General features: G+C 39.6%; 20 protein-coding genes and 1 rRNA gene. 12 read left to right on the top strand and 9 right to left on the bottom strand.

All coding sequences use genetic code 11. The annotated features are described in order from the left end of the window. The 8 genes from J7E77_RS18405 to dnaA form a co-directional block, all read right to left on the bottom strand. Positions 1 to 126, bottom strand: a 16S ribosomal RNA gene (locus J7E77_RS18405); the annotation flags it as partial. A gap of 280 nt (positions 127 to 406) precedes the next feature. Continuing rightward, a complete protein-coding gene (gene gyrA / locus J7E77_RS18400; RefSeq protein ID WP_214716268.1) occupies positions 407 to 2,944 on the bottom strand; it encodes a DNA gyrase subunit A in 2,538 nt (845 codons plus the stop codon). A gap of 26 nt (positions 2,945 to 2,970) precedes the next feature. After that, the gene (gene gyrB / locus J7E77_RS18395; protein WP_374102986.1) at positions 2,971 to 4,896 is read right to left on the bottom strand and encodes a DNA topoisomerase (ATP-hydrolyzing) subunit B; all 1,926 of its coding nucleotides are present in this window, start codon (positions 4,894 to 4,896) and stop codon (positions 2,971 to 2,973) included. A gap of 64 nt (positions 4,897 to 4,960) precedes the next feature. Next, on the bottom strand, positions 4,961 to 5,209 hold the full coding sequence (gene remB, locus J7E77_RS18390; RefSeq protein WP_088084890.1) for an extracellular matrix regulator RemB: 249 nt from the start codon (positions 5,207 to 5,209) through the stop codon (positions 4,961 to 4,963). A gap of 8 nt (positions 5,210 to 5,217) precedes the next feature. Continuing rightward, a complete protein-coding gene (gene recF, locus J7E77_RS18385; RefSeq protein ID WP_214716266.1) occupies positions 5,218 to 6,336 on the bottom strand; it encodes a DNA replication/repair protein RecF in 1,119 nt (372 codons plus the stop codon). Positions 6,337 to 6,382: 46 nt separating this feature from the next. Then, on the bottom strand, positions 6,383 to 6,598 hold the full coding sequence (yaaA, locus tag J7E77_RS18380) for a S4 domain-containing protein YaaA (protein ID WP_214716264.1): 216 nt from the start codon (positions 6,596 to 6,598) through the stop codon (positions 6,383 to 6,385). Between the two features lie 124 nt (positions 6,599 to 6,722). Next, positions 6,723 to 7,859, bottom strand: a complete 1,137-nt coding sequence (dnaN, locus tag J7E77_RS18375) for a DNA polymerase III subunit beta (protein ID WP_214716262.1) — start codon at positions 7,857 to 7,859, stop codon at positions 6,723 to 6,725. 210 nt (positions 7,860 to 8,069) lie between these two features. Continuing rightward, complete coding sequence (dnaA, locus tag J7E77_RS18370; protein WP_214716260.1) at positions 8,070 to 9,416, bottom strand: chromosomal replication initiator protein DnaA; 1,347 nt, start codon at positions 9,414 to 9,416, stop codon at positions 8,070 to 8,072. A gap of 667 nt (positions 9,417 to 10,083) precedes the next feature. Here dnaA and rpmH point away from each other — a divergent pair. The 11 genes from rpmH (at position 10,084) to J7E77_RS18315 (ending at position 20,179) form a co-directional block, all read left to right on the top strand. Beyond that, positions 10,084 to 10,218 carry a 50S ribosomal protein L34 gene (rpmH, locus tag J7E77_RS18365; protein ID WP_035446353.1) on the top strand — a complete coding sequence of 45 codons (135 nt, stop codon included), beginning with the start codon at positions 10,084 to 10,086 and terminating at the stop codon, positions 10,216 to 10,218. A gap of 50 nt (positions 10,219 to 10,268) precedes the next feature. Further along, on the top strand, positions 10,269 to 10,610 hold the full coding sequence (gene rnpA, locus J7E77_RS18360; RefSeq protein ID WP_168241427.1) for a ribonuclease P protein component: 342 nt from the start codon (positions 10,269 to 10,271) through the stop codon (positions 10,608 to 10,610). 164 nt (positions 10,611 to 10,774) lie between these two features. Further along, entirely contained in the window at positions 10,775 to 11,551 is a 777-nt protein-coding gene (gene spoIIIJ / locus J7E77_RS18355) for a YidC family membrane integrase SpoIIIJ (protein ID WP_088084884.1), read from the top strand. After that, entirely contained in the window at positions 11,548 to 12,174 is a 627-nt protein-coding gene (gene jag / locus J7E77_RS18350; protein WP_088084883.1) for an RNA-binding cell elongation regulator Jag/EloR, read from the top strand. The genes spoIIIJ and jag overlap by 4 nt, the downstream gene beginning before the upstream one ends. Before the next feature lie 297 nt (positions 12,175 to 12,471). Beyond that, positions 12,472 to 13,857, top strand: coding sequence for a tRNA uridine-5-carboxymethylaminomethyl(34) synthesis GTPase MnmE (gene mnmE, locus J7E77_RS18345; protein WP_214716258.1), 1,386 nt, complete (start codon positions 12,472 to 12,474; stop codon positions 13,855 to 13,857). 16 nt (positions 13,858 to 13,873) lie between these two features. Further along, entirely contained in the window at positions 13,874 to 15,763 is a 1,890-nt protein-coding gene (gene mnmG, locus J7E77_RS18340; protein ID WP_214716256.1) for a tRNA uridine-5-carboxymethylaminomethyl(34) synthesis enzyme MnmG, read from the top strand. Between the two features lie 21 nt (positions 15,764 to 15,784). Beyond that, positions 15,785 to 16,501, top strand: coding sequence for a 16S rRNA (guanine(527)-N(7))-methyltransferase RsmG (rsmG, locus tag J7E77_RS18335; RefSeq protein ID WP_214716254.1), 717 nt, complete (start codon positions 15,785 to 15,787; stop codon positions 16,499 to 16,501). A 148-nt stretch (positions 16,502 to 16,649) separates the two neighbouring features. Beyond that, the gene (gene noc / locus J7E77_RS18330) at positions 16,650 to 17,513 is read left to right on the top strand and encodes a nucleoid occlusion protein (protein ID WP_214716251.1); all 864 of its coding nucleotides are present in this window, start codon (positions 16,650 to 16,652) and stop codon (positions 17,511 to 17,513) included. A gap of 259 nt (positions 17,514 to 17,772) precedes the next feature. Continuing rightward, the gene (locus tag J7E77_RS18325) at positions 17,773 to 18,534 is read left to right on the top strand and encodes a ParA family protein (protein WP_214716249.1); all 762 of its coding nucleotides are present in this window, start codon (positions 17,773 to 17,775) and stop codon (positions 18,532 to 18,534) included. Then, on the top strand, positions 18,527 to 19,375 hold the full coding sequence (locus J7E77_RS18320) for a ParB/RepB/Spo0J family partition protein (RefSeq protein ID WP_214716247.1): 849 nt from the start codon (positions 18,527 to 18,529) through the stop codon (positions 19,373 to 19,375). The genes J7E77_RS18325 and J7E77_RS18320 overlap by 8 nt, the downstream gene beginning before the upstream one ends. Positions 19,376 to 19,462: 87 nt before the next feature. Beyond that, positions 19,463 to 20,179: a DUF554 domain-containing protein gene (locus tag J7E77_RS18315; protein ID WP_214716245.1), complete on the top strand. Its 717-nt coding sequence runs from the start codon at positions 19,463 to 19,465 to the stop codon at positions 20,177 to 20,179. A gap of 44 nt (positions 20,180 to 20,223) precedes the next feature. Here the strand turns inward: J7E77_RS18315 and yyaC are convergent, their stop codons facing one another. Beyond that, positions 20,224 to 20,844: a spore protease YyaC gene (gene yyaC / locus J7E77_RS18310; RefSeq protein WP_214716243.1), complete on the bottom strand. Its 621-nt coding sequence runs from the start codon at positions 20,842 to 20,844 to the stop codon at positions 20,224 to 20,226. A 162-nt stretch (positions 20,845 to 21,006) separates the two neighbouring features. Between yyaC and J7E77_RS18305 the strand changes: the two genes are divergently transcribed. After that, complete coding sequence (locus J7E77_RS18305) at positions 21,007 to 21,873, top strand: mechanosensitive ion channel family protein (protein WP_168241419.1); 867 nt, start codon at positions 21,007 to 21,009, stop codon at positions 21,871 to 21,873. Positions 21,874 to 21,887 lie beyond the last annotated feature (14 nt).

The following is a 21,887-nucleotide window of genomic DNA, read 5'->3' as shown; positions in this document are numbered from 1 at the left end:
TGCCCACGTGTTACTCACCCGTCCGCCGCTAATCAACAGGAGCAAGCTCCTATTGATTCGCTCGACTTGCATGTATTAGGCACGCCGCCAGCGTTCGTCCTGAGCCAGGATCAAACTCTCCAAGAAAGTTGATTAGCTCATTTTGTTACGTTGGCTTAGTTTCGTAATTGAAACTAAAATTTTTGTTTGTTTGCACAATTTTGTTTGTTTAGTTTTCAAAGAACAATTTCTCTATCGCCCGTAAGCGACTTAATTAATATACCATCTGTAAAAATTAAAGTCAACAGTTTTTCTATCTTTTTTTACTATGAACAATATAATAACTCTTTCTTACTATTACATCTCTATTTTAGAATTCATGGACATAAGAAAAGGAGCACATTTATTGTGTGCCCCCTCTACTTTTTTATTCTACATCCTCGTTTGTTTCAACCTCATGATTTTCTTCAGGAGAGACTCCTTCAGCTTCATTTGAATCATTTTCAAGGATTTCTTCCTCTTCTTCTTCTTCTTCTTTCTCTACTTTTGCCACAGTGGCAACATATTCATCTTCGCTTTCCTTCATACTAATAAGCTTAACACCTTGAGTATTTCGTCCCATTTTGGAAATACTGCCAACATCCATTCGGATGAGGACACCACCTGTGGTAATAAGCATCAGGTCCTCTTCACCTGTTACCGCACGCATCGAAACAAGGTCGCCATTTTTTTCTGTAACATGGCAGGTTTTAATCCCTTTACCGCCTCTGCCTTGGATCCGGTATTCTTCCGCTTTGGTACGTTTACCGTAACCATTTTTCGTTACAATTAACACATCATTCGTTTCCTCTAATACTTCCATTCCGACAACTTCATCGTCACTATCGAGCGTAATGCCTTTCACACCAGTGGCTGTTCGTCCCATTGATCGAACATCTGTTTCCGGGAAACGAATCAGCATACCCTTCTTCGTACCGATAATCATATGCTTTGTGCCATCAGTTAAGCGGGCAGAGATTAGTTCATCCCCTTCACGCAAACTTAGAGCAATTAGGCCGTTGTTGCGGATATGTGCAAACGATGTTAACGGAGACCGTTTTGAAATCCCTTCTTTAGTCGTAAAGAATAAGAACCAATCATCTACAAATTCCTCAACGGGAATGATTGCATTGACCCATTCTCCCTTTTCGACACCAAGGAGATTGATAATTGGTATCCCTTTCGCTGTTCGGCTGTATTCAGGGATTTCATATCCTTTAGAACGGTATACCTTCCCTTTATTTGTAAAGAAAAGGATCGTATCATGTGTTGAAGTGGTGATCAAGTGTTCAACAAAGTCATCCTCGTTTGTACCCATTCCTTGGATTCCCCGTCCGCCTCGTCTTTGGGCACGATAGGTGGAAACAGGGAGACGTTTAACATAACCGTTATGGGTTAAAGAAATGACGATATTCTCACGAGGAATTAGATCTTCATCCTCAATATTTTCAATTCCGCCTGTCACAATTTCTGTACGGCGCTTGTCATTGAAACGTTCTTTTATTTCAGTCATTTCCTCACGGATAATTTCAAGGACCTTTTCCTCATCCGCTAAAATTGCCTTTAACTCAGCAATAAGTGCCATGAGGGCCTGATATTCATCCTCAATCTTTTCTCTTTCCAAGCCTGTTAAACGTTGCAAACGCATATCAAGAATTGCCTGGGCTTGTTTTTCAGAGAGGTTAAATTCTGTCATTAAGCCTTCGCGGGCAATATCAGTTGTTTGCGAGTTACGGATAAGCGTAATGACAGCGTCTAAATTGTCGAGTGCAATTCTTAATCCTTCTAGAATATGGGCACGTGCTTCTGCCTTACGTAATTCAAACTCAGTTCTTCTGCGAATAACGACTTTTTGATGATCTAAGTAATGAACTAAGCATTGCTTAAGAGTCAATACCTTCGGATGTCCATTTACGAGGGCCAGTGTGTTAATTCCAAAGCTAGTTTGAAGAGCTGTATGTTTATATAAATTATTTAAAAGGACATTGGCATTCGCGTCTTTACGAACCTCAATAACAATCCGCATACCTTTACGATCGGATTCATCTCTGAGGTCTGTAATGCCTTCAACTTTTTTATCGCGCGCTAATTCAGCGATTTTTTCAACTAATCTCGCTTTATTTACTTGGTATGGTAATTCATTAACAATGATAACTTCTTTACCATTTGCTTTTTGTTCGATTACTACTTTAGCACGAACAGTTATTGATCCTCTGCCTGTTTCATACGCCTTACGAATACCGCTCCTGCCCAAAATGATTCCGCCTGTTGGGAAATCTGGACCAGGGATAATTTCCATGAGCTCTTGCGTCGTAATTTCAGGGTCATGACTAATTGCCAAGACTCCATCTATAACTTCTCCAAGCTGGTGTGGCGGGATATTGGTAGCCATACCAACTGCAATTCCCGTTGTACCGTTTACTAAAAGGTTAGGGAATCTTGCTGGGAGAACAACCGGCTCCCTTTCTTCACCATCATAGTTATCTTGATAATCAATCGTATCTTTGTTTATATCTCTTAATAATTCCATTGAGATTTTAGACATTCTCGACTCTGTATAACGCATTGCTGCCGCCGCGTCACCATCGACAGAGCCAAAGTTTCCATGTCCATCTACAAGCATATAACGATAGTTAAAGTCTTGTGCCATCCGAACCATCGTTTCATATACGGCAGAGTCACCATGCGGGTGATACTTACCGATTACATCCCCAACGATACGGGCTGATTTTTTATATGGTTTGTCTGAATGCATGCCAAGATCATGCATAGCATATAGAATACGGCGATGAACTGGTTTTAACCCATCCCGAACATCTGGGAGGGCACGAGAAACGATAACACTCATCGCATAGTCAAGGAAGGAAGTTTTCATTTCTTGACTAATATTAATATCTTTTATTTGAGGATTTGGTGTGTCAGCCATACTTGTTACCTCCTTTCACCTTTTCTTTAAATATCTAAATTCTTCACGTACTGCGCATTTGCTTCAATAAAATTACGGCGTGGTTCTACTTTTTCACCCATTAACATATCAAAAGTTTCATCCGCTTCAATAGCGTCATCAAGATTAACCTGAAGCATACTTCGTCTAGCAGGATCCATGGTTGTTTCCCATAATTGCTCAGGGTTCATCTCTCCCAAACCTTTGTAACGCTGAATATTAGGCTTCGGTGTACTTGGAAGCTCCGCGAATATCCGGTCAAGTTCTTTGTCATCATAGGCATATTCAATTCGTTTACCTTGTTGGACTTTATATAGCGGCGGCTGAGCAATATAGATATAACCAGCCTCTAACAGTTGTCTCATATAACGATAAAAGAACGTCAAAATAAGTGTTCTAATATGTGCACCATCAACATCGGCATCCGTCATGATAACGACTTTATGATAACGAGCCTTAGAAATATCAAATTCTTCCCCAATTCCCGTTCCAATCGCCGTGATCATTGCCCTAACTTCATTGTTAGAAAGAATTTTATCAAGACGAGCTTTCTCAACATTAAGGATTTTCCCTTTTAACGGCAAAATGGCTTGGAAATGACGGTCACGTCCTTGCTTCGCTGAACCACCGGCAGAATCACCCTCAACGATATAAATTTCACTTTCCGCAGGATCTTTCGATGAACAGTCAGCTAATTTTCCAGGTAAACTGGAAACCTCTAAGGCACTTTTCCGGCGTGTTAATTCCCTTGCTTTCTTAGCAGCTAGTCTTGCACGTGCGGCCATTAAACCTTTATCAACAATTTTTCTAGCTACGGTTGGGTTTTCTAATAGAAACTTATCGAAAGTACTGGCAAAAACAGTATCCGTAATTGCTCTGACTTCAGAGTTTCCAAGCTTTGTCTTTGTTTGACCTTCAAATTGGGGATCAGGATGTTTAATGGAGACAATTGCTGTTATACCTTCACGAACATCTTCACCAGAAAGATTGGTATCATTCTCTTTGATTAAGCTATTTTTCCGAGCGTAATCATTTATAACCCTTGTTAACGCCGTTTTAAAACCGGATTCATGCGTTCCACCTTCATAGGTGTGGATATTATTTGCGAAAGAGTAAATGTTATCTGTATACCCTTCGTTATATTGGAGTGCGACTTCAACACTAATGCCGTCACGCTCTCCTTCCATGTAAATCGGTTCTTCATGAACCACTTCTTTAGTGCGGTTTAAATGCTCAACATACGATTTAATTCCGCCTTCGTAGTAGTATTCATTGCGTTTATTTTCAACACGCTTATCCACAATCGTGATTTTTATTCCTCTGTTTAGGAAGGCAAGTTCGCGAAGGCGAGTGGCAAGAATGTCATATTCATAGACCAATGTTTCAGTAAAAATCTCACCATCTGGTTTAAAGTGCGTAACTGTACCTGTGATATCAGTTGTTCCAATGACCTCTAATTCTTGAACTACCGCGCCGCGTTCAAATTTGATTGAGTAAATTTGACCATCCCTGTGTACATATACTTCAAGTTCCGTGGAAAGGGCATTAACTACTGACGCACCAACACCATGCAGTCCTCCGGATACCTTATATCCTCCGCCGCCGAATTTACCGCCGGCGTGCAGCACAGTCATAATGACTTCAACCGCTGGTCTACCCATTTTTTCCTGAATTCCGACTGGGATTCCACGGCCATTATCCTTTACCGTGATGCTGTTGTCTTCTTCAATAATGACATTGATTTCATCACAGAAACCAGCCAGCGCCTCGTCAATACTGTTATCAACAATTTCCCAAACAAGATGATGAAGACCTTTACCACTTGTTGAACCAATATACATACCGGGTCTTTTTCGAACAGCTTCAAGTCCTTCAAGAACCTGTATCTGATCCGCACCATATGCTTCTTCGACTGCTTTTTGTTCCAAAGTCATGCTTGTTCACCTGCACCTTCTGACAAAAATATATCTATATCGTTAATTAAAAAATAAATAAATATCAAAATTCATGTATATTCATTTGAGTTGATCGTTTCTTTAAAGTTCCTGAAGAAATCGGGGATAAGTAAACATTGTCATATGTAATAATGACTGATTTAAAGGGGTTTTTCGACAGATTGATTACCTTTTCTTTACGTTGACTGATGAACTCCTCTACAAGCGGCGAGTTGTTTGCACTCTCTTTATCCAAGATAGAAATAATATCTCTTGCCCTAATATTAATATCTTCCCCGATATGGATATACATGGTTCACCTCAATTAATTTTCTTTATGACACCAGCTTCAACGATAAACGTTGAAGCTTCCCTTAATGTTTGATGGTCAATACCCTCGACACTTGTGGTAGTCACGAAGGTTTGAACTCTTCCTTGGATGGTATTAAGCAAGTGAGACTGCCGATAGTCATCTAATTCCGATAAAACATCATCTAGCAGTAAAATGGGATATTCACCAATTTCAGCAGAAATTAATTCAATTTCAGCAAGCTTTACTGAAAGTGCTGTGGTACGCTGCTGACCTTGTGATCCAAATGTTTGAACGTCTCTACCGTTCACATAAAAAAGCAGATCATCACGATGGGGACCGAAAAGCGTAGTACCTCGCTCAATTTCCCTTGTTCTAACCTTGCTGAATTTTTCTTCAAAGCATGCTATCATCTTCGACAAATTTTGAGCTTCTAATACCTCTACTGACGGTTTATAGGTAATTTCGAGCGTTTCCAAGCCTCTTGAAATCCCTTGATGAATCGGTTTTGCCCAATTCTGAAGTAAGCGCAGGAATTCAAACCTTTTCGCCACAATTTTCACAGCCATCTGGATAAATTGTTCCGTTAATATCTCAAGCATGGTCTGATCGGTCTGTTTTCTGATCTGTAACATTTTCAAAAAATGATTACGCTGCTGGAGAATTTTTTGATATTGACTCATATCATGTAAATAAATGGGCGATACCTGTCCAATTTCCATATCAATAAATCGCCTTCGGACCTGCGGGCTGCCTTTCACTAAGTTAAGGTCCTCAGGAGCAAACATAACCACATTCATATTGCCTACATATTGACTTAATTTTTGCTGCTCAATATGGTTGCATTTTGCTTTTTTGCCCTTTTTAGAAATAATTAATTGCAGCGGCAATGAGCTGTGTTGTTTTTGAACCCTACCCTCTATTTTAGCATACTCTTGGTCCCAGCGAATAAGTTCTTTATCATTGGAGGTTCGGTGCGACTTCGCCATGGCCAAAACATAAATAGATTCCATGACGTTTGTTTTACCTTGGGCGTTTTCACCCAGGATGACATTTACTTTATTTTCAAATTCTACGAACAATTCTTCGTAGTTTCGATAATTTGTTAGCGCTAATTTTTCGATATACATGCAAACGACATCCTTTAGCCTTGCTACTCGGTAATTATTTTGATAATTACTCGGTAATCACAAACTCACCAAAACCAGCAATTTGGATTTTGTCACCGGTGCGCAGCTTTCTTCCTCTTCTTTGATCTTGTTCGCCATTAATCAATATATCATGTTCACTTAAAAACCATTTTGCCATGCCGCCTGATTGTATTACTTCAGCCAATTTAAGAAATTGACCCAGCGTAATAAATTCAGTATTGATCTTAATTTTTTCAGGCAAATCGTCACCCTCATTTCTAAAATGGTCTCAATACTTTATTTTACTAAATATTTCACAGAGATACAAAGGAAACTAAAAGAAAGCCACCAATGTGTGGTGGCATATGGGTTTAGGCTCTATAAATTTAGTATGTTCGAACGGGTAATATTAATTGCAAAATCGTTTCATCATGAAGCGGGCGAATGACGAACGGGCGCATGGCTCCAGTAAAGCTTACCCTAACATCTGTTCCTTCAAGCGCCTTTAATGCATCCATCATATATTTGGCACTAAAAGAAATCTTTAATTCTTCACCCTCGATGGCTTCGCTTTGAATTTCCTCGACTACCTTCCCAACCTCAGGAGTATTTGAAGAAATTTCAATAATTCCGCCTTCAATTGTCGAAAATTTGACAACATTGTTTCTGCCTTCTCTTGCTAATAATGAGGCCCGATCAATTGCATGTAAAAATTCCTTTGTATTTACCGTCACATCCGTTTTACTTTCATTGGGAATTAAACGAGAGGTATCCGGATAATTTCCTTCTAACAATCTGGAGAAAAATAATAAGTGCTTCGCTTTAAATAATATTTGATTCTCGGTAATAACAATATCAATTAAGTCATGGCTGTCATCAATAATCTTACTCAACTCATTCAAGCTTTTCCCTGGAATGACCACATTATAATTTTCGTTGTTCGCTATTTCGATCTTCGCCTTTCGAAGCGCGAGCCGGTGACTATCTGTTGCAATACAGTTTAGTTCCCCGTTTTCAACCTTCCAGTTTACACCTGTCAAGATGGGGCGTGTTTCTGAGGAGGACACTGCAAAATGAGTTTGGCGAATCATCGCTTTTAAAAGATCTGTTGCAATATGAAATTTATTATTTTCTTCGATCTGTGGAAGGTGAGGATACTCTTCAGCATCCAGGCCAATCAAGTTAAATTCAGATTTTCCAGAACGAATGACCGTTTGAAGCGAGCCTAAGACTTCAATTTCAACCGAATCAGTCGGGAGCTTTTTGACAATTTCACTAAATACCTTTGCTTGGAGAACGATCGCTCCTGCTTGTTTCAATTCAATAATTTCATCACCAGCATCCTCTTTTGGAATAAAGGATTCAATGGAAATATCGGAATCACTTCCTGTTAGGGTAACACCTTCTGATGTAGCTGTGATTTTAATTCCGGTTAAGATAGGGATTGTTGTTCTTGAAGTAACAGCCTTCATAACGTCTTGAACACTCTGAACTAACCGATCTCTTTGGATGATAAATTTCATCGCATGTATTCCTCCGTTTTAAGCATATTTTTTATAGCTATAACATAATATATTTTTTTAAAAAAAGAGTAGAAGTACTAGTAGGGCCTGTTGATATGTGGATAACTGGATTATTTCAACGGAAACACAGCCTATCCACATGTGGACAGACTGTGTGTAAATGCAAAGAAGTTATTCACATATTTGAAAGAAAAAAACACCAATAACTGCCTAAACTTTTAATAGTTCATGCAGTTCTTTCATTTGCCTTTGCAGCTGGGCATCGGTCTGAAGAAGTTTGGAAATTTTCTCATGTGCATGTATGACAGTCGTATGATCGCGGCCCCCAAATTCTTCTCCTATTTTTGGCAAAGAATAATCGGTTAATTCCCGTGATAGGTACATCGCAATTTGTCTAGGAAAGGCAAGCGACTTTGTCCGCTTTTTTGCCTTAAAGTCCTCGAGTTTTATACTAAAGAGTTCCCCGACTGTCTTCTGAATATCCAGAATGGTTATTACTTTAGGCTTTGAACTTGGAATAATATCTTTTAATGCCTCTGCTGCTAAATTAGCATTAATATCTTTATTGATTAAGGAAGAATAGGCGACCACTCGGATCAGTGCTCCTTCTAGCTCCCGGATGTTTGTATCAATTTGATTGGCGATATAAAGCATAACCTCGTTAGGTATATCTAATCCTTCAGCTCTAGCTTTTTTGCGAAGAATGGCAATTCTCGTTTCCAAATCGGGCGGTGTAATATCTGTAATCAATCCCCATTCAAACCGTGACCTGAGCCGGTCCTCTAACGTTGGAATTTCTCTAGGCGGCCGGTCGCTGGAGATAATAATCTGTTTGCTTTCCTCATGAAGAGCATTAAAGGTATGAAAAAATTCTTCTTGTGTTGATTCTTTTCCAGCTAAAAATTGAATATCATCTATAAGTAAAATATCGACATTTCGATATTTATTGCGGAAACTCTCTGCTTTATTATCACGAATCGAGTTAATAAATTCATTTGTAAATTTTTCAGATGATAAATAAACCACTTTTGCTGCAGGGTTATGATCTAAGACATAATGGCCAATTGCATGCATTAAGTGCGTTTTCCCTAATCCAACTCCTCCATAAATAAAGAGGGGATTGTATGCTTTGGCTGGTGCTTCGGCAACTGCCAGTGATGCAGCGTGGGCAAAACGGTTGCCTGAGCCAATAACAAACGTATCAAAAGTGTATTTCTGATTTAAAATACCCTGAGGAAATTCCCCATGGTCATCGTCCTTTTTTACCTTTTTTGGTGGCAGCAGGACATCACTTTCTGACTCGTTTTGATTTTGCGGAATGATAAACTTAACAGAAAGCTCTTCTCCGGTAATTTCATAGAGGATCCCAGAGATTAGCTGCGAATAACGCTCTTCCAGCCAATCACGAGCAAACTCATTGGGAGCAGTGATGATTAGCAAATCGCCTTGAAGGGAATGGGCCTTTGTGGACTTAAGCCAGGTATCAAAGCTTGGTTTGCTTATTTTTTTTTCTATATTGGCTAATGCAGCATGCCAAAGATCCGCAATATTTTCCAAATAATATCCCTCCTTTGTTGTGTTTTTTTTTATAAAATAACGCGCTTTTCGTAATTATACCGTCAGTACAACCTATTAATTTATAAATATACGAAATAGTGAATGTGGATAATAAATAATAAGGAAGTAAAATGGAGTTTCGACAATATCCACCTCTTGTGGACAACTTTCTGCAGTACCCTCGGATAAACTATCCACATGATATCCACAATTTGTGGATAACGTATTGTTGTGGATAAAGTTATTCAGAGTGAAAACACAAATATGATATCAAATTATTGCTTGATATGCAATGCCTTTTCGCAGTTTATCCACAACTGTAACAATATGTGCACAGTAATTGTCCACAAGTAGATATTTTGTGCAAAACCTGTCAATATCTTGTGTAGAATGTGAAAAAAATGTCGAAAATTTATCCACAGGATATTCGTACCTTCCAGGAGAAAGGGCTGGATGAATTATGGGAGTAAAAATAAGAATTCCACTTTCATGGTTAAGATCATTTCTTATAGCTATAGAATTTCTGGAAATTAGCAAATTCATGTTCAATAAAATTTGGAAATGGAAACAATAGTGAAGAGTAGTTGACAATTTTATGGTGAGGTCTTTATAATAAGTAAGACTGTCATTTAAACTTGATAGCTATTCCTCAGGGAGGTGTCATATAATGAAAAGAACATATCAACCAAATAGCCGTAAACACAGTAAAGTTCATGGCTTCCGTAGTCGTATGAGCTCAGCTAATGGCCGTAAGGTTCTAGCTCGTCGTCGTCTAAAGGGAAGAAAAGTATTATCAGCATAGACCACTGCAAAGTCAGTGGTCTTTTTTCTAATCCGACTGAAGGTGTTTTTATGAAAAAAGAGCTGCGTATTAAAAAAAATAAAGAATTTCAAGCGGCATTTCAAAAGGGCCAATCATTTGCAAATAGGCAGTTTGTCGTCTATTCATTAAAAAAAGAGGGACAAGACTATTTTCGAATTGGCCTGTCGGTGAGTAAGAAGATTGGAAATGCTGTGACAAGGAACAGAATTAAAAGGTATGTAAGACAATCCATTTTTGAACTGAACGAACAGTTAGCACCAGGGAATGATTACGTGATTATTGCCAGGAAACCAGCAGCTGAAATGGATTTTTTTGAGGTGAAAAAAAGTTTAACCCATGTACTTAAAGTTGGGAAGGTTTTGAAAAAGTGACTTTAAGGACATAATTTGCAAAGGAATTCGTTGAATATTTATATCCTATTGAAGACAATTCCTTTGCCTAAGTGCTAAAATACCTTTGAAATCATCCAAAATAAATTGTACATAGATTTGATTCTAAACTGTTCATTATCTTTATTGTAAGGAGGAAAATTTGGTTGAAAAAACGAATATTACTAGGTATTGGTTTACTTTCTGTATTTATGTTCCTGACAGGATGCAGTGAAATTAAGAAGCCAATCACATCGGAGAGTTCAGGCTTTTGGAATGAGTACATTGTCTATCCTTTATCCTGGTTGATCAAAGAAGGGGCGCTTATTCTCGGGGGCAGTTTTGGGTTATCAATTATTGTCGTAACTATCCTGATCCGCCTTGCGATTTTGCCGCTAATGATCAAGCAGACAAGAAGTTCAAAAGCGATGCAGGCATTGCAGCCAGAAATGGCCGAACTGAAAAAGAAATATAGTTCTAAAGATCAAAAAACACAGCAAAAGCTGCAACAGGAAACCATGGCACTTTTTTCAAAACATGGTGTAAATCCAATGGCTGGCTGTTTTCCATTAATTGTACAAATGCCAATTTTAATTGGTTTTTACCATGCCATCTCACGAACAAGGGAAATTGCAAACGATAATTTCTTATGGTTTGACCTTGGTGATAAAGATCCTTACTATATTTTGCCGATAGTGGCAGGTATAACCACGTTTATTCAGCAAAAAATTATGATGGCTGGACAAGATCAGAATCCACAAATGGCGATGATGCTTTGGATGATGCCAATCATGATTGTTGTTTTTGCCTTTAGTTTCCCTGCCGCGCTTTCGTTGTACTGGGTAGTAGGAAATATTTTTATGATTGTGCAAACCTATTTTATTAAAGGACCGGATTTGAAAATGGCAAAAGCATCCGGTAATGCGGGAGGAGCAAAAAAGTGAAACAGGTAACTGCTACAGGACAAACTGTCGAAGAAGCAGTAAAATCAGCTTTAGCTCAATTACAAACCAGCAAAGACCGCACAGATATTGATATTATTGATCAAGGGAAAAAAGGGATTTTCGGTATTTTTGGTTCACGTCCGGCTGTTGTAAAAGTAACCGTCATCATTGATCCCATTGAAGAAGCAAAGAAATTTCTTACTCAAGTAAGTGAACAGATGGGAGCGCCCGCAGAAATAGAAATCAAACGCGACGGTAAACATGTTCATTTTATTATGACGGGTGAAAAGATTGCGTTATTGATTGGAAAAAGAGGTCAAACATTAAATTCGCTTCAATATTTGACGCAATTAGTGCTAAATCGTTTTTCGAATCAGTATTTAACCGTGATCTTGGACGCGGAGGATTACCGAAAAAGAAGAAATGAAACGCTGATTCAATTAGCTCATCGTCTCGCCCAAAAGGTGGTTAAGTCAGGAAAAGATGTAACCTTAGAACCGATGCCTTCCTATGAGCGAAAAGTGATTCATGCTGCTTTATCTGATAATAAACGCGTCAAAACACTTTCTGATGGATCGGAGCCACATCGCTTTATTGTGATTACTCCAGCATCCAAAAGATAAGGATTTAAACTTAAAAACAAAATCACAAAGGCATCCTATTGAATGATAGGGTGTCTTTTTTTGTCGAATTTTAAAAAAATTAGCCTGTTGATAACATTCAATTTTTTCACATTTTTCGTTTTATTGTTATTCACATGTGGATAAGTTAAAATAATAATGAGATAGAAGTGAATTGTGGATTAATTATTTGGAAGAGGGTTTACTTTTTCCACAGAAAATGATGTGGTATTCTATTGTTTTGGAGAAAAAATATTTTTTATATAGATGAACCGATTTTTTAAATGTGAGGTGAAGGAAATGGAATCTGATACGATTGCGGCAATATCGACTCCAATGGGCGAGGGTGCGATTGCGATTGTGCGTTTGAGTGGGGATGAAGCATTCCCGATAGCAGACAAGCTATTTAGGAGTATCGGTGGGAAAAGGCTGACTGAAGCAGCAACCCATACGATCCACTATGGACACTTGATAGACCCTAATACGGGGCAAGTGGTTGAAGAGGTTATGGTGTCTGTCATGAAAGGGCCAAAAACTTTTACAAAAGAGGATGTTGTTGAAATAAACTGCCATGGCGGGATTGTTTCTGTGAATAGAGTTCTTCAGCAGGTGTTAACGAATGGAGCGAGACTCGCGGAACCGGGAGAGTTTACAAAAAGGGCATTTTTAAATGGACGGATTGATTTATCCCAAGCGGAAGCGGTAATGGATTTAATCAGGGCAAAAACGGACCGCGCGATGAACGTCGCCTTGGGACAAATGGAAGGGCGCCTGTCGAAATTAATTCGAAGACTACGGCAGGAAATTTTAGAAATCCTTGCCCATGTGGAAGTGAATATAGATTATCCAGAATATGACGATGTCGAAGAAATGACTCATAAGATGTTAGCAGAGAAGGCCCATTTTGTTCGGGAAGAGATCAAAAAGCTATTGCAAACGTCGGAACAGGGGAAAATTTTACGAGAAGGACTGTCTACTGCGATTGTTGGCCGTCCGAATGTAGGAAAATCCTCGCTATTAAACAGTCTAGTTCACGAAAACAAGGCGATTGTGACAGATATTCCTGGAACCACAAGGGATGTAATTGAAGAATACGTGAATGTTCGCGGTGTCCCATTGCGACTTTTGGACACGGCGGGAATTAGGGAAACAGAGGATATTGTCGAACGAATTGGGGTTGAGCGTTCCCGCCAAGTTTTACAAGACGCGGATTTGATTTTGCTTGTTTTAAATTACGCTGACAAGTTAAGCATGGAAGATGAGCAGCTTTTTGAAGTGGTCAAAGGGATGGATGTTATCGTTATCGTCAATAAAACAGATTTGCCGCAGCAAATTGACCTGGAGAAAGTGAATGAGTTAGCAAAAGAGCATAAGGTTGTCACTACTTCACTCCTTGAGGACCGTGGCGTCGATGAGTTAGAGGAAGCGATCGCTTCGTTATTTTTTGCAGGCTCGATTGATGCAGGCGATATGACCTATGTTTCAAACAGTCGTCATATTGCACTATTGCACCAAAGCTTAAAGACAATCGAAGAAGCGATTGACGGGGTCGAAATGGGTACCCCAATTGATATTGTTCAAATAGATTTAACAAGAACATGGGAATTACTTGGCGAAATCATTGGCGAGAGTGTCCACGAAAGCCTGATCGACCAACTTTTCTCACAATTCTGTTTAGGGAAATAGAAAGAGGAGTGACAACATGCAATACGAAGCAGGAAATTATGACGTCATTGTCGTTGGAGCAGGCCATGCCGGCTGTGAAGCGGGCCTTGCGGCTGCGAGACTTGGCGCCAAAACATTAATGATTACCATCAATCTTGATATGGTTGCCTTTATGCCATGTAACCCATCCGTTGGCGGACCAGCTAAGGGGATCGTCGTTCGTGAAATAGATGCTCTGGGCGGGGAAATGGGTCGAAATATTGATAAAACCTATATCCAAATGAGAATGCTGAACACGGGAAAAGGTCCAGCTGTCCGCGCGTTAAGAGCGCAGGCTGATAAATATGCTTACCAGCATGAAATGAAAAAAACACTCGAGGAAGAACCGAATCTAACATTACTCCAAGGGATGGTCGAGAAACTGATTGTCGAGGATGGAGTTTCTAAAGGGGTTATCACAAAGACAGGTGCGGTCTACCGCTCAAAAACGGTCGTCATTACAACCGGAACCTATTTGCGTGGGGAAATTATCCTTGGTGAGTTGAAATATTCAAGTGGTCCAAATAATCAGCAGCCATCCATTAAGCTGTCTGAACATTTAGAGGAGCTTGGTTTCGACCTTGTCCGATTTAAGACTGGAACTCCGCCACGTGTTAATAGTAATACGATTGATTATAGTAAAACAGAAATCCAGCCTGGCGACGAAGTTCCACGATCTTTTTCCTATGAAACAACGAAATATATTACGGACCAACTGCCATGCTGGTTGACCTATACAAATGAACGCACCCATCAGTTAATTGACGCCAATCTACATCGTTCTCCAATGTATTCCGGAATGATTAAAGGAACAGGACCAAGGTATTGTCCATCGATTGAAGATAAGGTCGTCCGCTTTAATGATAAGCCGCGCCATCAGATTTTCCTTGAGCCTGAAGGAAGACACACAAAGGAAGTCTATGTACAGGGTCTATCCACGAGCCTACCGGAAGATGTACAGCAGGAAATTCTTAAAACCGTTCCAGGACTCGAAAATGTGCAAATGATGAGAGCTGGATATGCGATTGAATATGATGCGATTGTGCCAACACAGTTATGGCCAACCCTGGAAACAAAAGTGGTTGAAGGACTGTATACAGCGGGTCAAATTAATGGAACATCCGGCTATGAAGAAGCAGCAGGACAAGGAATCATGGCTGGTATCAATGCAGGACTGAAAGCGATTGGCCGTGACCAGTTAATTTTAAGTCGTTCTGATGCTTATATTGGAGTTTTAATTGATGATTTGATCACTAAAGGAACAAATGAGCCATACCGTTTGTTAACGTCAAGAGCAGAGTATCGCCTACTGTTACGACATGATAATGCTGATTTACGCTTAACTGAAATAGGCCATCAAATTGGACTGATTCGTGACGACCGATACGAACGATTTTTAGCAAAGAAAGACGCAATTGAGGCTGAAAAGCAGCGTTTAGAGTCGACGTTCTTGAAACCGACTGCTGAGGTTCAAGAGCTAATTCGAAGCATTGGCGGCAGTGAATTAAAGGATGGAATCCGCGCTTCTGATTTATTAAAAAGACCAGAAATGAACTATGATCTTCTTGAAACCATTTTTCCTAGTGATGTCAGCCTTGATGAAGATGTGAAGGAACAGGTTGAAATCCAGTTAAAATATGAGGGCTATATTACCAAGTCACTACAACAGGTTGACCGCTTAAAGAAAATGGAAGATAAGAAAATCCCTGAGAATATTGATTATGACACGGTGTCAGGCCTTGCGACAGAAGCCAGACAGAAACTAAAACTAGTCAAACCGCTATCAATTGCCCAGGCATCCCGGATTTCAGGGGTGAATCCAGCGGATGTTTCGATCCTGCTTGTGTATCTAGAACAAGGCAAAATAGCTAGAGTTTCAAATGAATAATTATGTGAGGAAGATTATTGAATGATCATTGAACAATTTGCAGCAAACCTAAGGGAAAAAGGGATCTCCCTTTCAAGTGAACAGCTCGGCCAATTTGAAATGTACTTTGAGACATTGGTCGAGTGGAATGAAAAAATGAATTTAACCGCCATTACGGATAAAGCTGAAGTGTATCTAAAGCATTTTTATGATTCGATTACGGCTTCATTCTATTTTGATTTTACAAAGCCTTTCCATCTTTGTGATGTGGGGGCGGGAGCGGGGTTCCCTAGTATTCCGCTAAAAATTGTTTTCCCACATATCGAAGTGACGATTGTTGATTCACTAAACAAGCGCATTTCGTTTTTAAATCATCTCGCGAAGGAATTAAAATTGGAAAATGTTCATTTTATTCATGATCGCGCCGAAACCTTTGGGGTAAATCCAAATTTCCGCGAAAATTTTGAAGTCGTAACGGCAAGGGCCGTGGCAAGAATGTCTGTGTTGAGTGAACTTTGCCTGCCGCTTGTTAAAGTAGGCGGACACTTTATTGCGATGAAGGCTGCCCATGCGAAAGATGAATTAGAGATTGGTCAAAAGGCAATTACCACTCTTGGCGGAAGGTTGGAAGAGATGCACACCTTTACACTGCCAATGGAAGAAAGCGAGCGGAATATTTTAATCATTAAAAAGGAAAAACAAACACCAAAGAAATACCCGCGCAAGCCTGGGACACCAGGAAAGACACCGATTGAATAAGAAAAGCACGCTTCCTTTGCGCGGTGTATTGTAAGAAAAACGGATTTGGAATGCTAACAATTTTTCAATAAACATGTTATTCTAGGCAGGAAGAAAGTCTGTATTCAGAGAATAAGTAATAGGGAGTTTCGTAAAGGTGGTGTTGGGGATGAAGCAATCGTTTACACGCTTTTTTGGCCTCGGCGATAAGGGAGAACAAGAGGTTGCGCTTGAAAAAGAGCTAATTGTAGAAAAAAACGAGGAAATAAAAAAGATACCAATTGATCATATTGTTGCAAACCGTTTTCAGCCTCGTACGGTTTTTGATGAAGAGAAAATTGAAGAATTAGCGCGAACAATTCACATTCATGGGATCATTCAACCGATTGTCGTTAGAGAGTTTGCCATTGACCAATATGAAATTATTGCTGGGGAACGCCGTTTTCGTGCGATGAAAAAGCTCGGTTGGACCGAAGCACCAGCCATTATAAAAAATTTATCAGATACTGAAACTGCCTCTGTTGCTTTAATTGAGAATTTACAACGGGAAGAGCTGTCGCCGATTGAAGAAGCGATGGCGTATGGTAAATTGCTGGAACTGCACAACTTAACCCAAGAAGCATTAGCACAACGCCTTGGGAAAGGGCAGTCAACCGTTGCTAACAAGCTTCGTCTTCTTAAATTACCGAAGCCCATTCAAGAGGCATTGTTAAATAAAGTTATTACAGAGCGCCACGCTCGTGCACTGATCCCTCTCAAGGATCCAGAAAAACAAGTGGTGCTATTGGCTGAAATTATTGATAAGAATTTTAATGTCAAGCAGACAGAGGAACGTGTTGTCAAACTGCTTGAACAAAAAAGCGAAAAGCCAAAGTCGAAACGGAAGGCTTTCAGTAAAGATATGAGAATCGCCGTAAATACCATTCGTCAATCATTAACAATGGTAACGGACAGCGGGATTAATCTCAATGCTGAAGAAGAAGAATTTGATGAATTCTACCAATTTACGATTCGCATACCAAAGAAAAAGTAAGATCAATAGAATAATAGATGCTAGAACCAGACATATACAAATGTTTGGTTCTTATTTTTTTGGCTACAGTTATAAACTAATTGAACATTTGAATATTTTTAGAAAAAATCCAACAACCCTTCTGTTTCATGATAAAATAAAGGAATGGAATTTTTCCTATCATAAATTCAGTTTAGATTAGCCAAATGACTAGTATTTTAATAGAATTTAATAGAAACATAGAATAAAACTTTGAGAGAATAAAAGGGTAGGTGACATCGTGGGCAAAATTCTTGCAATCGCGAATCAAAAAGGCGGAGTCGGTAAAACGACTACCTCTGTCAACCTAGGGGCCTGCTTAGCATATATTGGGAAACGTGTCCTGCTAGTCGACACGGACCCGCAGGGAAACGCAACAAGCGGGATTGGTATTGAAAAGGCAGAAGTTGACCAATGCATATATGATGTTTTAGTAGATGATGTAGAAGCAAAGGATGTTATTAAACAGACATCAGTGGAAAATTTGTATGTGATACCAGCAACAATTCAACTGGCTGGGGCAGAAATTGAATTGGTTCCGACTATTTCAAGAGAAGTTCGTTTGAAACGTGCACTTGGAGAAGTCAAAGACCAATTTGATTATATTATTATCGACTGTCCGCCATCGTTAGGCTTATTGACAATCAATGCATTAACGGCCTCTGATGCTGTCTTAATTCCTGTTCAATGTGAGTACTATGCGTTAGAAGGCTTAAGCCAATTATTAAGTACAGTCAGACTTGTTCAAAAGCATTTGAATCAGGATTTGAAAATTGAAGGCGTATTATTAACGATGCTTGATGCTCGAACCAATCTCGGACTTCAAGTAATTGAAGAAGTAAAAAAGTATTTTCAAGATAAAGTGTATAAAACCATTATTCCAAGGAATGTCCGTCTAAGTGAAGCACCAAGCCATGGGGAACCAATCATTACTTATGATTCGAAATCCCGTGGTGCTGAGGTGTATTTAGATTTAGCGAAGGAAGTGGTCTCAAATGGCTAAAGGTTTAGGAAAGGGACTAAACGCAATTTTTACGGATGTTGGCAAGGAAGAAACAGTTCAAGAAATCAAGCTTAAGGAACTGCGTCCCAACCCTTACCAGCCGCGAAAAACCTTCCAACAAGAGGCAATTGATGAATTAAAAGATTCTATTTTAGAACATGGAATCTTACAGCCAATCGTGGTTAGAAAAAGCCTTAGAGGGTATGAAATTGTTGTCGGTGAACGACGTTTTCGGGCTGCAAGGGAAGCAAAGCTTGAAACAGTCCCAGCTGTTGTCCGCGACCTTTCAGAGCAGCAAATGATGGAATTGGCCGTTCTTGAAAATCTACAGCGGGAAGATTTAAATCCCATCGAAGAGGGTTTAGCGTATCAAACATTAATGGAAAAGTTAAAGCTAACCCAAGAAGAGGTAGCGAAGCGATTAGGCAAAAGCCGGCCGCATGTAGCGAACCATGTTCGTCTGCTTTCCCTCCCTCCGAACATTCAAGAGTTAATATCCACTGCTAAGATATCAATGGGACATGGCCGTGCCTTGTTAGGACTCAGGGAAAAGGCAAAAGTTCCTGCATTAGTGGAAAAGATCATCAAGGAAGCGCTCAGTGTCCGTCAGTTAGAAAAACTGATTCAGCACTTAAATGAAAATGTTTCACGTGAAACAAAAAAGCCAGAACAGAAGAAGGATGTGTTTATCCAGGAACGTGAACACACCCTTCGTGAACGGTTTGGAACCACTGTAAACATTAAGCAGAATAAAAATAAAGGGAAAATTGAAATTGAATTTTTCTCACAAGATGATCTTGAACGAATTCTGGAAATGCTTGATCAAAATGAATCCTTATAACCATCCTTTCGATGGTTTATTTTTTTGGGTAAATATGATAGTTTATTAGGTATATATTTCGAAGGTCGAAGAAAAAGGTGAAATAGGATGTTTTTTTTAGGAACACTTGTAAATGGGCTGTTAATAGTCATTGGAACGCTTCTTGGGAAGTTGTTAAACCGCATCCCAGAAGGAATGAAGGTTACTGTCATGTATGCCATCGGGTTGTCCGTCATGGTTTTAGGGTTGCAAATGGGCTTGAAGAGTGAAAACTTTCTCATTGTTATTATTAGTTTGGTGGTTGGAGCTGTAGCCGGCGAGGCTCTCAAATTAGAGGATAAATTAAATGACTTAGGTATATGGCTTGAGCAGAAAGTCGGCTCTAACAATGGAAAAGGGAGTATCTCAGAAGGGTTTGTCACTGCTACACTCATTTTTGTGATTGGGGCGATGGCGATTATTGGTGCACTTGATAGCGGCATCCGCGGCGATCATGCTGTCTTGTACACCAAATCATTGATCGATGGATTTACGGCGTTAATCTTAACGACAACTTTAGGGATAGGCGTTATTTTTTCTGCGATTCCGGTTGTCCTTTATGAAGGGTTGATTGCCCTGTTTGCTACCCAGATTGACCAATTTGTTCCCCAAGCATTAATGGATCAGTTTATTGTTGAAATGACGGCCACGGGTGGGATCATGATTTTTGCGATTGGCCTAAATTTAACCGGAATGGTGAAAATTAGAGTAGCCAATCTGCTGCCAGGCATTGTTGTAACGGGACTGATTGTAACCGTTCTTTATTATTACCATCACTATTTGTAATCAATGGAAAAAAAGAGCAATCGGATATAACACCGTTTGCTCTTTTAATTTGTTTTCTCTTCTTCGAGCCAATTTAAGTTTAATTCCGTCCAGGTTTGTTTAGGGTATAAAATGCTTGCTTGATAGATCCCATTGGCAATCGTTTTTGCCATTCTCATGACAAGATTTAAGCGGGTGTTTTGCAGGACAAAAAACTCCATAAATCCGCTGACATTGACGATGCCGGTGATATGTATATCTCCGACCGCTGGTAGTTCTTTGTTTACTCCAGCTCCTGGTTTGACAGGACCATTTCCTAATTGAATGACTCCGACATTTTTAATCCTGCCCAAACAAGCATCAATCCCAATAATATAGGGGTCATCATGTTTTGCATGGATTTCCTTTAGTTTTTCAGAAAGATTGACGGCATGAATCGGTTCATCTAATGTTCCGTATACATAAAACGACCTTATACCCTTTTCTTCCAGCAGTGTCCCAACAAGTGGTCCTAATGAATCCCCTGTGGAGCGGTCGGTACCAATACATACAAAGACAATTGGGCGCTTGGTCAGACTGGGAATCACAGCAAGTAACTCTTCAGCTAGATTTTCAGCCGCATGCAAATCATCGTGGCTGATTCGCGTCTTAGCCCTCCTGTCAAAAAAACTGGTCTTCAGATTCATTAAGTCACTCCCTCACAGTAAATAGTCTTATTAGTATACGGAATTTTCAGTAAATCTATACATGAACTGGGGAGAAAAAGGAAAATTCATTATGCTATTAACTGCGCAGAATAATTGCTAAAATAGATGTGGATTATGAAGTTATTAGAGGATGGTGTCTGAATGAGTCTCACACAAAAGGGAATGCAAAAATTAATCGATAAATTTCAAAATGAAGATACATGGTTGAATATGGGGGAAGCCCTTCTAAAAATCCTTGCGATATTGGTCATTACCAATATCTTAATTCGAATTGGAAAATTGATGATCCATAATATCTTTAAAATTAGAAACCTCTCTCCGCTCAATACATCAGATCGGCGTGAAGAAACGCTCTCAAGGCTGCTCGATAATGTCCTTTCTTATGTTGTTTATTTTATCGCCTTTATGATGATCCTTTCTGTGTTAGGAATTGATGTAAAAGCACTGATTGCGGGGGCGGGGGTTGTTGGTTTAGCCGTTGGTTTTGGTGCACAAAGTTTAGTGAAGGATATTATTTCTGGCTTTTTTATTATTTTTGAGGATCAATTTTCAGTCGGTGATCATGTTCGCATAGGACAATATGAAGGTAATGTCGAAACTATAGGGTTAAGAACCACAAAAATAAAAAGTTGGACCGGGGAACTGCATATTTTACCAAATGGCAGTATCATCGAAGTAACCAATTTCTCAATAAATAATAGTATCGCTGTTGTTGATATTGCCATCGCCTATGGTGAGGACATAGCGAAGGCGGAAAAGGTAATTGAGGATACCATTCAGTTTATGCCTGCCCAATATGAAGAGTTAGTTAAAGCCCCTGAGCTATTAGGGATTCAAACAATGGGTGCGACCGAGGTTGTTTTACGGGTTGTCGCAGAAACACAGCCAATGAAGCAAGCGGCCGTTTCTCGAAATATTCGCAGGGATATCAAGCTACAATTAGACGAGAATGGCATTAAAGCTCCAAATCCAAGAGTGGTCATGTATGGGTCTGAACAACCTAAATAAGGGGAGATTTTGCA

The organism is Bacillus sp. ISL-77 (genome assembly GCF_018613105.1).
Note: the sequence above shows the minus strand (reverse complement) of the source record. Positions and strands in the feature narration are given on the sequence as shown.

Coding starts and splice junctions, on each gene's coding strand:
- gyrA (WP_214716268.1), bottom strand. CDS start 2,944: ATGGCTGACACACCAAATCCTCAAATAAAAGATATTAATATTAGTCAA.
- gyrB (WP_374102986.1), bottom strand. CDS start 4,896: ATGACTTTGGAACAAAAAGCAGTCGAAGAAGCATATGGTGCGGATCAG.
- dnaN (WP_214716262.1), bottom strand. CDS start 7,859: ATGAAATTTATCATCCAAAGAGATCGGTTAGTTCAGAGTGTTCAAGAC.
- J7E77_RS18315 (WP_214716245.1), top strand. CDS start 19,463: ATGTTTTTTTTAGGAACACTTGTAAATGGGCTGTTAATAGTCATTGGA.
- J7E77_RS18305 (WP_168241419.1), top strand. CDS start 21,007: ATGAGTCTCACACAAAAGGGAATGCAAAAATTAATCGATAAATTTCAA.
- rpmH (WP_035446353.1), top strand. CDS start 10,084: ATGAAAAGAACATATCAACCAAATAGCCGTAAACACAGTAAAGTTCAT.
- mnmG (WP_214716256.1), top strand. CDS start 13,874: ATGCAATACGAAGCAGGAAATTATGACGTCATTGTCGTTGGAGCAGGC.
- recF (WP_214716266.1), bottom strand. CDS start 6,336: ATGTATATCGAAAAATTAGCGCTAACAAATTATCGAAACTACGAAGAA.
- remB (WP_088084890.1), bottom strand. CDS start 5,209: ATGTATATCCATATCGGGGAAGATATTAATATTAGGGCAAGAGATATT.
- mnmE (WP_214716258.1), top strand. CDS start 12,472: ATGGAATCTGATACGATTGCGGCAATATCGACTCCAATGGGCGAGGGT.
- yyaC (WP_214716243.1), bottom strand. CDS start 20,844: ATGAATCTGAAGACCAGTTTTTTTGACAGGAGGGCTAAGACGCGAATC.
- J7E77_RS18320 (WP_214716247.1), top strand. CDS start 18,527: ATGGCTAAAGGTTTAGGAAAGGGACTAAACGCAATTTTTACGGATGTT.
- rnpA (WP_168241427.1), top strand. CDS start 10,269: ATGAAAAAAGAGCTGCGTATTAAAAAAAATAAAGAATTTCAAGCGGCA.
- rsmG (WP_214716254.1), top strand. CDS start 15,785: ATGATCATTGAACAATTTGCAGCAAACCTAAGGGAAAAAGGGATCTCC.
- noc (WP_214716251.1), top strand. CDS start 16,650: ATGAAGCAATCGTTTACACGCTTTTTTGGCCTCGGCGATAAGGGAGAA.